General features: G+C 72.6%; 8 protein-coding genes and 1 pseudogene. 4 read left to right on the forward strand and 5 right to left on the reverse strand.

What is annotated here, in order from left to right:
* Positions 1-17: 17 nt before the first annotated feature.
* A complete protein-coding gene (locus ACE7GA_RS05840) occupies positions 18-1,016 on the forward strand; it encodes a succinylglutamate desuccinylase/aspartoacylase family protein (protein ID WP_376096966.1) in 999 nt (332 codons plus the stop codon).
* A gap of 52 nt (positions 1,017-1,068) precedes the next feature.
* A complete protein-coding gene (locus ACE7GA_RS05845; RefSeq protein ID WP_376096969.1) occupies positions 1,069-1,833 on the forward strand; it encodes a class II aldolase/adducin family protein in 765 nt (254 codons plus the stop codon).
* A gap of 46 nt (positions 1,834-1,879) precedes the next feature.
* Here ACE7GA_RS05845 and cysQ read toward each other — a convergent pair.
* The 5 genes and pseudogenes from cysQ to ACE7GA_RS05870 form a co-directional block, all read right to left on the reverse strand.
* Positions 1,880-2,601 (reverse strand): annotated as a pseudogene (gene cysQ / locus ACE7GA_RS05850) (3'(2'),5'-bisphosphate nucleotidase CysQ).
* A gap of 73 nt (positions 2,602-2,674) precedes the next feature.
* A complete protein-coding gene (locus ACE7GA_RS05855; RefSeq protein WP_376096972.1) occupies positions 2,675-4,801 on the reverse strand; it encodes a glycosyltransferase in 2,127 nt (708 codons plus the stop codon).
* 778 nt (positions 4,802-5,579) lie between these two features.
* Positions 5,580-6,512 (reverse strand): sulfotransferase domain-containing protein, encoded by a 933-nt coding sequence (locus tag ACE7GA_RS05860; protein ID WP_376096975.1) that lies wholly within the window; start codon positions 6,510-6,512, stop codon positions 5,580-5,582.
* A 39-nt stretch (positions 6,513-6,551) separates the two neighbouring features.
* The gene (locus ACE7GA_RS05865) at positions 6,552-10,181 is read right to left on the reverse strand and encodes a glycosyltransferase (protein ID WP_376096978.1); all 3,630 of its coding nucleotides are present in this window, start codon (positions 10,179-10,181) and stop codon (positions 6,552-6,554) included.
* A gap of 484 nt (positions 10,182-10,665) precedes the next feature.
* A complete protein-coding gene (locus tag ACE7GA_RS05870; protein WP_376096981.1) occupies positions 10,666-11,469 on the reverse strand; it encodes a hypothetical protein in 804 nt (267 codons plus the stop codon).
* Positions 11,470-11,587: 118 nt separating this feature from the next.
* Here ACE7GA_RS05870 and ACE7GA_RS05875 point away from each other — a divergent pair, with 118 nt between their 5' ends.
* Together ACE7GA_RS05875 and ACE7GA_RS05880 are read left to right on the forward strand one after the other, a co-directional pair.
* Positions 11,588-12,733 (forward strand): hypothetical protein, encoded by a 1,146-nt coding sequence (locus ACE7GA_RS05875; RefSeq protein WP_376096984.1) that lies wholly within the window; start codon positions 11,588-11,590, stop codon positions 12,731-12,733.
* A gap of 61 nt (positions 12,734-12,794) precedes the next feature.
* Positions 12,795-14,132: a hypothetical protein gene (locus ACE7GA_RS05880; RefSeq protein WP_376096987.1), complete on the forward strand. Its 1,338-nt coding sequence runs from the start codon at positions 12,795-12,797 to the stop codon at positions 14,130-14,132.
* The last annotated feature ends 26 nt before the right edge of the window (positions 14,133-14,158 follow it).

The following is a 14,158-nucleotide window of genomic DNA, read 5'->3' on the forward strand; positions in this document are numbered from 1 at the left end:
GCGGAGGAAATGCGGAAATGGCGGCCAGCCCGGTCTCGACGGACGTTGATTTTTCGAAGCCGGGCCGGCAGGTCGGGCGGCTTCGCGTTCCGCGATCCCGTGATGACTCGGGTTGGGGGACCGAACTCATCCCGATCGTCGTGGTCGCCAATGGCGAGGGGCCGACGATCCTGCTCACCGCTGGTAACCACGGTGACGAATACGAAGGACAGGTCACGCTGCTCGACCTCGCGCGGACGCTGCAACCCGGGGATGTGACGGGGCGCGTGATCCTGCTTCCCGCGATGCATTACCCGGCCTGCGCGGCGGGGAAGCGGCTGTCCCCGATCGACGGGAAGGACTTCAACCGCTGCTTCCCCGGCGATCCCTTCGGCACCTTCGGGCAGGTGCTCGCGCATTACGTGGACAGCGTCCTGCTGCCGATGTGCGATTTCCAGATGGACCTGCATTCCGGCGGGACGGGGATGGACATCCTGCCCTCGGCGTGCGGCCACGCGCTGGACGATCCGGAGATGATGCGGCGCACCCTGGACATGGCCGACGCCTTCGGGGCGCCGATCACCATGGTGCTGGTCGAGGTCAATGCCGGCCCGACCCTGCTCGCCCAGGCGGAGCGGCGGGGGATCGTGGCCCTGTCGTCGGAACTGGGCGGCGGCGGGCGGCTGAACCCGGAGAACCTCGTGATTACGCAGCGGGGCGCGCGGAACGTGCTGCGGCATGCCGGGGTGCTGACGGGGACGCCGCAGGTCGGGCCCTATGGTCCTTCCCGCCGCATGACGATCCCGGACCTCGCGCACTACGTCTTCGCGCCGCATGACGGGATCTGGGAAGCTGCCGATCCGCTCGGGGCCATGGTCGCGAAGGGAGCCCCAGCCGGGCGCCTGCACCTGACCGAAGATCCGGATCGCCACGCGATCCCGTTGAACTACGCCGCGGACGGGCTGCTGTGGTGCGCGCGCTTCGCTGGCCGCGTCCGGGCGGGTGATCCCGTCGCCGTGATCGCGCGGGACCTGTAGCCGCCCCGCGGCGGCCGTGCCACGCTCTCCGCCCCTGTCAGGGAGCGGAACGATGGCAGCCGTGATCGAGGCGCTGAGCGACAGCGCGGCCGAGGGCTTGGAGTGGGAGCTGCGGCGGGACATGGCCGCGGTCTTCCGCGTGGCGGCGCGGGAAGGGTGGAACGAGCAGATCGGCAACCACAATTCGCTGATGCTGCCGGGCGACGGTCCGCCGCGCTTCCTCATCAACCCGCGCGGCTACCTGTTCCAGGAACTGCGCGCGAGCGACCTGATCGTCTGCGACCTCGACGGCCGCGTGCTGCAAGGCGCCGGCGAACTCCGCAAGGTCGCCTTCCACATCCACGCGCGCATCCACCTGCAGAACCCCAGCGCGACCTGCGTGATCCACGTGCACCCGCGCTGGCTGACCGCGCTGTCGCTGCTGCGGGACGCGGAACTGCACCTGTCCCACCACAACAACCTGCTGCTGAACGACCGCATCGTCTACGACCACGAGGGCGACGAACCCGTGCACCACGACGGGGAAGGCGACCGCATCGCGCGCTGCCTCGGCGACAGGTCGGTGATGGTCATGCGCGGCCACGGCGTGACTGTGGTGGGCCCGACCGTCCACGACGCCTTCGACGAATGCTTCATCGCGGAACGCACGGCGATGTACCAGATGACCGCGATGTCCACGGGCCAGCCGATGCATACGCTGCCGGACCGGCTGCGTCGGCGCTGGCAGGGGCCGTGGGGCGAGAAGATCGACGCGCGGCTGCACCTGAACGCCTGGCGGCGCGTGCTGGACCGGGAGGAGCCGGACTACGCGGAGTAGGCCGCGGCGTCCCCCCGGTCGCAGAGGCCGCGCAGGACGCCAGGGCCTATCCGCCCGCCCCCCAGGCGACGAAGGAGCCGTTGCGGAAACCCGCTTCGGCCTTGCGGTAGCGGAACGGCAAGCCTTCCGGCGTCTGCACGCGCCCGCCTGCGGCGGCCAGGACGGCGTGGCCGGCGGCCGTGTCCCATTCCATCGTCGGGCCGAACCGCGGGTAGACGTCCGCCTGCCCCTCGGCCAGCAGGCAGAACTTGAGGGAGGAGCCGATCGAGCGGCGCTCCCCGCCTCGATGCGGTCGAGGAAGGCAGCGGTCTCCGGATCGAGGTGCGAGCGGCTGGCGACCGCCACGGGGTACGAGGCCGGCCGGGCGCGGGCGCGGATGGCGTGAAGCACGTCGAGGGAGACCGGCCCGTCCTCCGGCATCGCCCCGGCCATCGCGCCGATCCCCCGCGCCCCGGCCCAGAGCCGCCCGAGCGCCGGCGCGACGACGACGCCGCAGACCGGCGCGTCGTCCTCGATCAGCGCGATGTTCACGGTGAACTCGCCGCTCCGGCCGACGAACTCCTTCGTCCCGTCCAGCGGGTCCACCAGCAGGAAGGGCGCGCCGGGCGGCGGTGGATGCTGCACCGCCTCCTCCGACACCACGTGCAGGCCGGGGCACCATTCGGCGAGCCGGCGCGCGATCACCTCCTCCGCCGCGAGGTCGGCTTCGGTCAGCGGCGAGGCATCGGCCTTCGCGGTCGTCGCGTATCCCCGCGCGCGCACCTCCATGATACGGCGCCCGGCCTCCACCGCCGCGGAGGTGAGGCTGTCGAGAAGGTGGCGGAGGTCGGTCAGGTGCGACTCACTCGTCGTTCGCGCTGGCGAAGATGTCGATGTAGAGGGTTTGGGGGAGGATGGAGCCGAGGACGAGGGCCCAGACGCGCCACTCCTCGCGCCAGGGTCGGTCGAAGACGATGTCCCAGGGCTTGGGGCGGTCGAGGAAGTGGAGCAGCAGCCCGTCCTCGAGGTGCCCGTTCCGCTCGCGCCCCGGGCGGAGGAAGAAGTTGTAGCGGCCGGGCAGCGCCGCCGCCCGCCCCCCGAAGGCGATGTTGAGCGCGCACTGGTCGTGGAACACCAGCCGCTCGGGCTCCCTCTCCGACACCCGGATCGCCTCCTCCACCCCCTCCGCCAGGCCCGGGTGGTCGAAGCGCAGCAGCAGCACCCCCGAGTTGAAGTAGGACCCCGCGTCCAGCCCGTTGCGCGCCGCTGCCGCCACCACGTCGGGCGAGTGGTCCTCCAGCGCCGCCGCGATCAGCCCGCGTCCCATCTCCAGCTCGAACATCCCCGACAGGTCGCCCCGGCAGATCGTGTCCGTGTCGATGTAGGCCACCCGCCGGAACGCCCCGCGCTCCCGCAGCCAGCGCGCCGCATACAGCCGGAAGTAGGCGGCACGCGACAGCGCACCCCCGCCCGCGAAGAACCCGTACGCCTCCCGGTGCTCCACCTCCTGCGGCACGAACTCCGCCTCGCCCACCACCTCCACCGCCCGCCCGAAGCGGGCCGCGACCATCGCCACCGCACCCCACCAGTGCCGCGGCACGTCGCGGTCCAGGAAGGCGAACACACGCCCCCCCACCTGCGGCGACTGGCCGAGGAACGAGCAGAGGAAGGTCAGCATCGAGAGGAAGTAGCGCCGGTTCGTGCAGACATAGGTGCACAGGTCCCCCTCCTCCCCCGCCCCGGCACTCCCGAGCACGAACCCGCTCCGCCACCCTCGCCCCGGCTCGCCACGCCCCAACCCGCCACGCCCCAACTCGCCACGTCCCAACTCGCCACTGCCCAACTCGCCACTGCCCAACTCGCCACGTCCAGGACCCCCCCGCCCCGAGCGCGCATCCGTCAGCGCCCGCGCCGAGCGCACCACCGCAAGGTCCTCCTCCACCAGCCGCAGGAACGCCTCGAGCTCCGCCTCCCGCCCCTCCCCAGCCGCCTCCAGCACCTCCCCGTGCAGCCCGGCCCGCCGCACCACCCGCATCGCCAGGTGACCCGCCGACCCGAACCCGTGCCCACGCCCCACATGCGCGAGCAGCACACGCCCCGCCTCCTCCCACCGCCCCGTCTCGCCCAGCAAGCGCAGCACCGTCACGCTCTCCCACCGGTCCAGCGCCGTCCCCGCGAAATGCTCCCGGTACAGCCGCTCCGCACCCTCCGGATTGTCCGCGTAGCAGTAGTACTCAAGACGCCGCATCAGCGTCTCCCGGCTCCCCCCAACCTCGCTCCCCTCCAGCGCCGCAAACAACTCCCCCAACTCCGCCCACCGCTTCCCATGCAATAAAAAATGGATCCGCGCCTGCACCACTCCATGCTCCGTCAGGCCCCGGGCTTCGAGGAGTTGCTCGAGCCGCGCCATCACCTGGCCGCGTTGACCGACGGGGATCCGATCCGGGATGACGAGGCGGAACGTCGCTTCGATCAGCTGCCAGTTCGGGAGGTGCGCGGCCGCAGGATCGTCCAGGAGTTGGAAGAGCGCCGGGATGTCCGAGCGCCGCGCCGCGAGCCGCACGCGTGGCCCGTAGAGATCGGGCGGCAGGGGGCGCGGCATGGCGTTCAGCCGCTCGGCGGCCGCATCGGCTGCGTCCTCCTCGATCAGCCGGTGCAGAACCGCGGCTTCCGCGCCTGCGGGGATCGCGGGGAAGGTCGGCAGTTCGAGCAAGACGGCCGCCGACCGCTCCCCGTCGCCCGCCGCGTGATGGTAGCGGCTCAGGGCAAGCGCGGCGTCCGGATCGCGGCGCGCCATGCCCGATCCGCCCAGCGCCTCGGCATGGGACGATGCCAGGGCGAGGTCGCCGGCCGAGAGGGCCGCCGCGAGGCCGCGCAGGGCCGGGACCGGATCGGCGGCGACCCTGCCGGCGCGGGGAGGGACGGCGCGGGGGGACGGCGCGCGGCGGTGACGGCGCCGCGGGCGCCCCGACCCGGCCGCGCGGATCAACGTTCCGAACCGCCTCGCTCCCGGCAGCGCGCGGCGGTGGGGGCGGCGCAGCCGGGCTACCCGGCCGATCGGCCGGCCCTCCACGCGGCACGTCGCCGGTGCCGCCGTCCTCGCCCGGCAGGTCGCCAGCCCGCGTGACGGCCTGGGCGAGATCCGCGACGCCGGGGAGGCCGCAGAGCCAGGGGAGGCGGACCGCCTCGCCCAGGATCACGACCTCGAGCGGCTCCGCCCCATCCTCCGCGGCGGCGGCGGCCAGCGCCGTCGCGTCCAGCGCCTCCAGGCCGATGCGGAACCCGCAGCGGGTGCTGCGCCCGGCCACCGCGTCCACGTCCGGACGGTCCAGCGAAGTCCGCACCGCGCCGAGACGGTGCTGGCCCACACGGAGCTCGAGCAGGACGGCCGTGCCGGGCGCGGCGGCATCGAGCGCCCACCCACTCAGGCCGGCCCGCGCGTCCAGCGCCTCCACCGCCCCAGCGAAGCGTTGGTCGGAGATGTAGGGCGGCGCGGTCTCGGCGGTCATCGATCGAGCATCGAGACCGGGGCCCGGTGCGGACGGTGGGGTTGCGGCGCTGCGTCCGGCTTCGCCGGGGCGTCGTCATGGCCGGGCAGGCCACTATGGGTTTGCCGCGTCATCGCCCCGTGTTCACCGATCCGCATAGGACGCTGCCGCGCGGTCCGCGCCGGCGCGACCGGGTTCATCCGCCGTCGCCGGGCGCACCGTGCCGGAGACCGGCTTTTGGCGCCGGCCGTCACGCCCGGCGCCCGCGCCACCCATCGGTCAGTAGTAATCGTACATCCGCATGGATTCACGGAGGATGTTGTTCAGGCGCCGGATCGCCGGCGGGCCCAGCTTGTTGCGGTGGTCGCCCGGGATCACGCGCCGGACGAAGCGCTGCTTGTCCTCGCTCTCCGGCACCTCGTCGATCTGGCGGAGCAGGGCTTCCACCTGCGGCGGCGGGCAGGACCAGTCGAAATGCGCGAGGATCTTGTGGATCAGGCGCTTCTTCTGGAAGACGTATTCCTCATAGCGCAGCATGAGGCAGTTCGGGTCGTTCAGCATCGGCGCGAAGGCGAGGAGGGTGTTGTCCAGGCCGCGCGCATGCTTCACGACGTAGGTCTCGACGTCGGTGGCCAGGGCCTCGGCACGCTTCTTCTCGAAGGCTTCCGCGGCCTTCGCGCCGGTCGACGTCTCGCGCGACGGCAGCGAATGCGAATAGGCGTCCGAGAAGTATTGCGAGACGAGCGCATCGCGCGGATCGCGGAACATGAAGATTTTCTTCGCGTCCCGGAACGTCGGGTCTGCCGTCAAATTCGTCGGGAAGGACCGGAACCCGAGATAGACGTTGCCCGGCGCCAGCACGGTCGTGAGGTCGGACTTGTTCCAGTCGGCGACCGTGAAGCCGTTTCGGAAGAACGTGCCCGGTACGTCCACGACGTTGATCGCGCTCCGGCGCGCGAGGTAGCCGACGATCTTGTGCAGCATCGTGCTGCCGGACTTGCGGACGCCGAGCGAGAAGGTCGGCGGCGCCTGGTCCTCGGCCACCGCCGCGACCCTGAAGGTCAGCCTGCCCTCGCCGACCGCGATCGTGACCTCGCGCGTCGGCGCCTCCGGCGGCAGGACGTTCGAGGGCGCGGCGGCCTGCGGCGGAGGCGGCTCGGCGGCGACATCCGCCGGGCCGGCGCGGCGCTTGGTGCGAATGGTCGTGGACATGGGAGGGCTTCCTCGGCTCTCTCAGGATGGCTGGGATCGTCAGTCGCGGTTCGCGCTGGCGAAGATGTCGATGTAGAGGGTTTGGGGGAGGATGGAGCCGAGGACGAGGGCCCAGACGCGCCACTCCTCGCGCCAGGGTCGGTCGAAGACGATGTCCCAGGGCTTGGGGCGGTCGAGGAAGTGGAGCAGCAGCCCGTCCTCGAGGTGCCCGTTCCGCTCGCGCCCCGGGCGGAGGAAGAAGTTGTAGCGGCCGGGCAGCGCCGCCGCCCGCCCCCCGAAGGCGATGTTGAGCGCGCACTGGTCGTGGAACACCAGCCGCTCGGGCTCCCTCTCCGACACCCGGATCGCCTCCTCCACCCCCTCCGCCAGGCCCGGGTGGTCGAAGCGCAGCAGCAGCACCCCCGAGTTGAAGTAGGACCCCGCGTCCAGCCCGTTGCGCGCCGCTGCCGCCACCACGTCGGGCGAGTGGTCCTCCAGCGCCGCCGCGATCAGCCCGCGTCCCATCTCCAGCTCGAACATCCCCGACAGGTCGCCCCGGCAGATCGTGTCCGTGTCGATGTAGGCCACCCGCCGGAACGCCCCGCGCTCCCGCAGCCAGCGCGCCGCATACAGCCGGAAGTAGGCGGCACGCGACAGCGCACCCCCGCCCGCGAAGAACCCGTACGCCTCCCGGTGCTCCACCTCCTGCGGCACGAACTCCGCCTCGCCCACCACCTCCACCGCCCGCCCGAAGCGGGCCGCGACCATCGCCACCGCACCCCACCAGTGCCGCGGCACGTCGCGGTCCAGGAAGGCGAACACACGCCCCCCCACCTGCGGCGACTGGCCGAGGAACGAGCAGAGGAAGGTCAGCATCGAGAGGAAGTAGCGCCGGTTCGTGCAGACATAGGTGCACAGGTCCCCCTCCTCCCCCGCCCCGGCACTCCCGAGCACGAACCCGCTCCGCCACCCTCGCCCCGGCTCGCCACGCCCCAACCCGCCACGCCCCAACTCGCCACGTCCCAACTCGCCACTGCCCAACTCGCCACTGCCCAACTCGCCACGTCCAGGACCCCCCCGCCCCGAGCGCGCATCCGTCAGCGCCCGCGCCGAGCGCACCACCGCAAGGTCCTCCTCCACCAGCCGCAGGAACGCCTCGAGCTCCGCCTCCCGCCCCTCCCCAGCCGCCTCCAGCACCTCCCCGTGCAGCCCGGCCCGCCGCACCACCCGCATCGCCAGGTGACCCGCCGACCCGAACCCGTGCCCACGCCCCACATGCGCGAGCAGCACACGCCCCGCCTCCTCCCACCGCCCCGTCTCGCCCAGCAAGCGCAGCACCGTCACGCTCTCCCACCGGTCCAGCGCCGTCCCCGCGAAATGCTCCCGGTACAGCCGCTCCGCACCCTCCGGATTGTCCGCGTAGCAGTAGTACTCAAGACGCCGCATCAGCGTCTCCCGGCTCCCCCCAACCTCGCTCCCCTCCAGCGCCGCAAACAACTCCCCCAACTCCGCCCACCGCTTCCCATGCAATAAAAAATGGATCCGCGCCTGCACCACTCCATGCTCCGTCAGGCCTCGCATGCAGAGGACGCGGTACACGCCGGACTGCAGCCGGCCGGCGACGGGCAGCGGCAGGCGACCGGGCGCGGTCAGGTGGAACATGGCTTCGACGAGCAGCCAGTTCGGAAGGCGCTCCTCCTCCGGCCCGTCCAGGAGGGCGATCGCGGCGTTCTCGTCACCGGTACGGATGGCCAGGCGGAAGCGAGGAGCGACGAGTTCCGCCCGATCCGCTTCCGAGGCCATCAGGAGGCGGCGCGCCGCCTCCGGCGCGTCGTCGTTCTCCACCAACCGGTTGATGATGACGCCCTCGACGGCGAGGTCGGTCTCCGGTCGCGTCGGGATCCGGCGAAGCACCGCCGCGGCGCGCGCCGGGCTGCCGGCGAGCTGGTAGTACCGGCTGACGGCCAGCCACCCCCTGACGCTCATCTGCTCCGCGTGATCCGCCTCGAGGTCGACGACCCAGTCGGCCGCCGCGGCGATCTCACGCCGGTCCACCGCCCGTTCGACCAGCCGGAGCGTGGTCAGGTAGTCGCGCGCACCGCGGTCCCGCAGGAGACGGTAGATCGTCCCGGCGTCGTCGCGCTGGCCTGCTTCGAACAGGGCGTGATTGGCGACGGCGAGGCGGGACAGGACCTCCTGACGGATCGCCTCGGACGCCTCGAAGGTGGCGCCGAGGAACGTCTCGGCCGCACGCGCCGCGCCGACGCGGTCCCCGTTCATCCCGCGCAGGATCGCGAGGGTCAGGCCGGCCTGGGCCCGCGCATCGCCGCCGCCCGCATCGTCGCGAACGGGATCGTCGCGAACGGAATCGTCGCGAAGGATCCGCTCGGCGAGGGCAGCGAGTTCCGACTGCGCCTCGGGCGCGAGGGCGCGCAATGCAGCCTCCGTCCCGGCGTAGCCGAGCGCCGCGACGTCGGGCAGATCCGGGCGTGGGGCGGGGCGCGGCACCATCGGGATCGTGCCCCCGGCGGGGCGCGCCGGCGGCATCGCGGCCGCCGCGGCCGGAGGGAAAGCGGGGGCGGGCAGCGGCGCGGTGGGCAGCGGCGGGGCGGGCAGCGGTGGGGCGGTCAGCGGCCGGGCGGCGACCGCCTCGACCTTCACGGTGGTCGCCGGGGCACGCGCGGCCGGATCGGGCCGGGCGGGAGGGGGACCGGCTTCAGCGACCAGCACCTCGAAGTAGTGCCTCGCGGCGGCGGGCAGCGTCGCGCCGCCGCCCCCGGCATGCGCGTCCGCGAAGCCCGCCGAGGGCATGAGCCCCGCGGGCAGCCCGACCTCGACGAAGTGCGCGTAGAGGTCGGAATGGGGATCCTGGCCGCTGACCGACGCGTAGTAAGCCCGGTCGAACCACGGGTTCGGCGCGGCCTCGTCCCGGTGGGCGAGGTAGTGGGCGAGGGCCATCGCGCCGGGCTCGGTGCCGTGCCGGCGGGCGTACCAGCGATCGTCGAAATGGAAGCTCGGCCGGATACCCGCCAGGCCACGGGCCCGGATGTAGTGCAGAAGGGCGCCGGACGGGCCGCCCAGCTGGGCCTCGCCCGCGTAGGTCACGGGGTCGAAGAGGAGGTTCGGGCGCGCCCCGGACCGCTCCCCGCGCCGGATATAGTCCAGCAGCGGCGGCATCGCCGGGTCGAAGCGGTGCGCGTGGCGCGCGACGTAGTCGGCCTCGTCGAAGAGGCCGGAATTCGCGATCTCCCGGAAGTCGTTCACGTCGCGGAACTGGCCCTGCAGGTCGCCCGCGGGCGACGCCACGACGAGGCGGTGCAGGCGGCCGACCTGGATCGCGCCGCAGACCACGGGCACCCGGGCATCGGTGCCGGATACGACCACCTCGATCTCCGACGACGGGTCCAGGCGGGCCGCCTCGGCCAGCGCCAGGGCGTCGAAGCGGCTCCAGCCGATGAGGAAGCCGCATTGCGGCAGACGGCCGGCTGTCGCGGCGAGGTCCGGCCGGTCCAGCATGCAATAGGCCTCGGCGAGACGGCGGGTCCGCCAGTAGACCTCGAGGACGATGGTCGCGCCGGGGCTGTCCAGGTCGAGGACCCATCCGCGCAGGCCGCATTCCGGATCGACCGAATCCACCGCTCCGGCATAGCGCGCGCCGGCCGCGATGTAGGGCGCGATGGCCTCGCTCATGCCATGCCGGCCGCCCCGGCGTTCGGCCGGCCCGCCTTGCTTCCGGATTTCCCGGGACAGGGCTCACCCCGTCCAGACGACGCCATAGGGCTGCTCATGGAACGGATGTTCGGACTGCGAGGATACTTCGTTTCGTCTACTCGACGCACACGGGCCTGTGAAGGGTTGAGTGCGACGGTCCGGCGAGCCGGCGGGGCAGATGCGCGCAGGACGGAATCGCTCGGACCGGTCAATCGGCCCGCCAAGGAAGACCCGCCAAGGAAGACCTGCCAAGGAAGAATGGAGAAGCGCTGTGCCCGACGATGGTCAGGTGGAAGACGGTCTGGGAGGCTGCTGAAAACGGGACGGGTCGGTTGGGAGGCGTCCTTCAGCGCAGCTTTCGTCCGTGCCTTGCCACGACGCCTCCGCATCGTGGCGGCGGCCCGCCTTTCCCTGCACGAAAAAACGCTCGCCCCTCCTCAGCCACCCGTTCTTCGGCAGCCTGCTAGGCGTCGTAACGGAGAAGTCGAAGCCCATCGCCGAGGATTTCGTTCAGGCGGGCGATCGTCGCCGGATCCAGCTTGTCCAGGTGGTCGCCCGGCCGGACCTTGCGGACGAACTGCGTCGGGTTCTCCTCCTCCGGCATGACGTCGGCCCAGCCGAGGATATGGCCGAGCTGCGTGTCGCTCACGCTCCAACCGTAGTGATCGCAGAGGTCGCGCAGGAACCACCGCTTGTCCAGGATCGCGCGCTCGTACTGGTAGAGGCGGAGATGCGGGTGCTGCAGGAACGGGATGTATTCGCGTAGCGTGTTCCGGAAGTTCGGCGCCATCCGGAGCACGTATTCGGCGATCGAGGCGCGCAGCGCGTCCGCCCGCTGCTGCAGCATCTGGTCGCGTGCCTCGCCTTCAGGCGGGATGGAATGCGAGTAGGCGTTGGAGAAGTATTCGCTGACGAGCGCGTCGCGCGGATCGCGGACGAGGAGGACGGAGCGGCTCGCGCGCGCGACCGGATGGTCCTTGATGCCGAGCGGGGCGTTGCGGAAGCCGCCATAGACGTTCCCGCCGCGGATCAGGTCGCCGAGCCCCGGATCCTTCTGCCAGGTGCCGACGCCCACCCCCTTCTCGAACAACCGGCCCGCGACGTCCACGTAGTGCACGTCGTTCATCCTCGCGAGCGACGTGACCATCGCGTTCATGATCGACGATCCGGACTTTCGGATCCCGTACAGGAAGTAGGCCGGCCGGGCCGGGTCGATCCTGACCTCGAAGGGCACCCCGGCGAAGGTGAGGGTGGCGAGGTCGGGCATGCGCGCGATATTCTCCGAGGGGACCGGGAAGCGCCGGGATCGATCCGTTGTGTGACAGCGTGGCACGACCGGGCAAGCCCCAGCGGCGCCCCAGGGCAGGGCTGGAGGGATCGCAGGCATGACGGGCCGTTCCATGCAGCCGCCGACCCGGAGAGCCCTGCTCGGTGGCCTCGCCGCGGCGCTGGCCACCCGCCGCGTGGCCGCGCGGCCGGCTGCGCCGGGCTTCCGTGGGATCTACGCCGCCCCGCCGCCCCTGTTCGACGAGCGCCGGTCCTTCCCCGACGCGGTCTATGCGGCGGAGGCCGTCTCCGGCGTCTATGTCCGCCTCGTCTGGTCGGCCGTCGCGCCGCGGCCCGGGGCCTACGACTTCCGCCTGCTGGACCGGGAGCTCGGCCGGGCGGTGGCCGCGGGGAAGCGGGTATCCCTGTCGGTCATCGCAGGTGCCTATGCGCCGGCATGGCTGCCGGAACGCGGGGTGCGCACCCTGCGTTTCGCGTTGGGCCGGGGCGGGGCGAACCGCAGCTGCCTTCCCGTGCAGGTCGGCGTGCCATGGGACTCGGGCTACCAGGCCGCCTTCCTCGACCTCTGGTCGGCGCTTGCCGAGCGCGTGCGCGCGACGCCCGGCGGGCTGGAGGCCGTGCGCATCGTCAAGCTGACCGGCGTGAACCAGTTCACCGAGGAGTTCCGCATGCCCGCCGGCACCGGCCTGCGCGACGACGTCTGCGGGCGCACGGACGAGACTGCCGCGTGGCTCGCCGAGGGTTATCGTCCCGCCCGCGTCGTGGAGGCCTGGACGCGCATGGCGGCCGGAATCGCCGAACGGTTTCCCGGGACGCTGCTCGCCCTCGACGTGCTGGAGCGGAACGACGTGCCGCCGGTGGACGATGCCGGCGCCCCCACGCGCGACCCGCCCGTCAAGCCGCGGCTGATCGCGGAGGGCCGACGGCGCTTCGGCGGGCGCTTCGCCGTGCAGTGGAACGGGCTGACCGCGGCCGGCCCGCTGGCCGACACGGTCCTCGCGGCGCGCGCGGGCGGGACGGTGATCGGCTGGCAGAGCAACGCCTTCCGCGGGCTGGAGGGCGCGGGCTGCAACGCCGCCCGCAACGCGGCACCCGCGGCCTGCGATACGGGCGGCTTCGGCGCCATCCTGCGGCGGGGCGTCGAGACCGGGGCGTCCTACCTGGAAGTCTGGGCGCCCGACGTCCTGCAATTTCCCGCGGAGGTCGCGGCAGCCGACGCGGCCTTGCGCGCCGGCGACGGCTGACCCGCCTTCACGGCGCCCGGCGCATCCCCCATACCCGTCCGGCCACGTCGTGCCCGCCGGAGTGCCCGTGTCCGCAGCCTGCCTCATCATCGGCACGTCGAACACCGTGCGGCGGGACGGCTATCCGTCGCTGTTGCGCGCACTGCGCCCGGACCTCGACCTGCGCGTCGCCGGCGTCGGCGCGACGCCGAGCGTCCTGCTGCCCTACGTCCTCGCCGAGACCTGCCTCGACGGAGTGAGCCACGTCGTCGTCGACACGCTCGTCAACGATGCGGCGCGCGCCGCGGACCCCGCCATGGACGAGATCCTCGAGGGAATGCTGTTCGAGTCGCTCGACTGGCTGCTCGCGGGCCGTCGCGGCGTCATCGTTCTTCTGCTCCCGCAATCCAACGCGGCGGGCGTCGCGCCGGCGCTTCGCGCGCGGCGGCTGGCCTTCTGCCGGGACCGCGGCATCCCGGTCCTCGACGCAGTATCGCTGGCTGAGGTCCTCGTCAGGGACCACCGGTTCCCATCCGAGCTGGTCCTCGATGACCCGCAGCACATCGCCTGGCCGCTCCGGCTGATCGTGGCGGAGCGCCTCGCTGCGGCGATCCAGGCGGTGCCGGGCGATGCCTCCGCGCCTCTCCCGGCCACTCCCTACCGCGTGGTGCCGGCGGCGGGCGCGCCCGAGGGCGAGTGGGTGGAGCGCTCGACCTCGCTCGTCTCGAAGCGGTACCTGCGCGTGACGCCCCGGTCGGCCGCGTCCTTCGACCCGGGCGGGGAGGCCGCCCTCCTCGGTATCGCGATGAACGGTGCGGCTTGCCTTGGCGACCTCGTCATCTCCTCGGGGACAGAGGAGCGGCGCGATTCACCCAGCCGGGCCTTCGTGTCGGATCCCGGTGAACGGACGATCGTTCACGTCGTCACATCGCTCGCCCCTGCGGTCATCGGACGGTGCTTCGCGCTGCGGGCGGAGGAGGAAGGCGGCGTGGACACGGAGCCGTCCGTCGAGGTGGAGGCCGCCGTGTTCCGGCTGGACGGTCCGCCCCCGCCGCGCGCGGCCTGGCCGGCCGTGTCGGCGGAGGAGGCTTCGCCGCCGGCCGCAGCGAGCGCGTTGAGCCCGCATGAAGCGGCCCTGGCCAGGGCGGCGCTGCTCTCCGGCCGTGCATCCGCGTCCATCCCTGGTGCGGCCCGGGCGTTCAGGCGCCTGATCGTCCATGCGCCCGTCCCGGTGTGGTCGCTGGAGGCGGGCGCGGCCGCGAAGACCCTCGCGGCCCTCGGGGTCGCGGTCGGCGACGACCGGGGCGCGGAGCGCCTGTTGCGGCAGGCGGCCCATGCCGCGCGCAGCGCCGGGCGTCACATGCCCCGCGCCGCTGGCGAGGATGGTCGGCCAGAGCGCACGGTGACGCCCGCCGGGTGACCGGCCGGGGACGGATCCGCCCCTGG

Source organism: Roseomonas sp. CCTCC AB2023176 (genome assembly GCF_042259275.1).
GTDB lineage: Bacteria > Pseudomonadota > Alphaproteobacteria > Acetobacterales > Acetobacteraceae > Roseomonas.

Bases quoted from the DNA above. Each gene is read 5' to 3' on its own strand.
- ACE7GA_RS05860 (WP_376096975.1), bottom strand. From the start codon at position 6,512: ATGTCCACGACCATTCGCACCAAGCGCCGCGCCGGCCCGGCGGATGTC.
- ACE7GA_RS05840 (WP_376096966.1), top strand. From the start codon at position 18: ATGGCGGCCAGCCCGGTCTCGACGGACGTTGATTTTTCGAAGCCGGGC.
- ACE7GA_RS05865 (WP_376096978.1), bottom strand. From the start codon at position 10,181: ATGAGCGAGGCCATCGCGCCCTACATCGCGGCCGGCGCGCGCTATGCC.
- ACE7GA_RS05875 (WP_376096984.1), top strand. From the start codon at position 11,588: ATGACGGGCCGTTCCATGCAGCCGCCGACCCGGAGAGCCCTGCTCGGT.
- ACE7GA_RS05870 (WP_376096981.1), bottom strand. From the start codon at position 11,469: ATGCCCGACCTCGCCACCCTCACCTTCGCCGGGGTGCCCTTCGAGGTC.
- ACE7GA_RS05845 (WP_376096969.1), top strand. From the start codon at position 1,069: ATGGCAGCCGTGATCGAGGCGCTGAGCGACAGCGCGGCCGAGGGCTTG.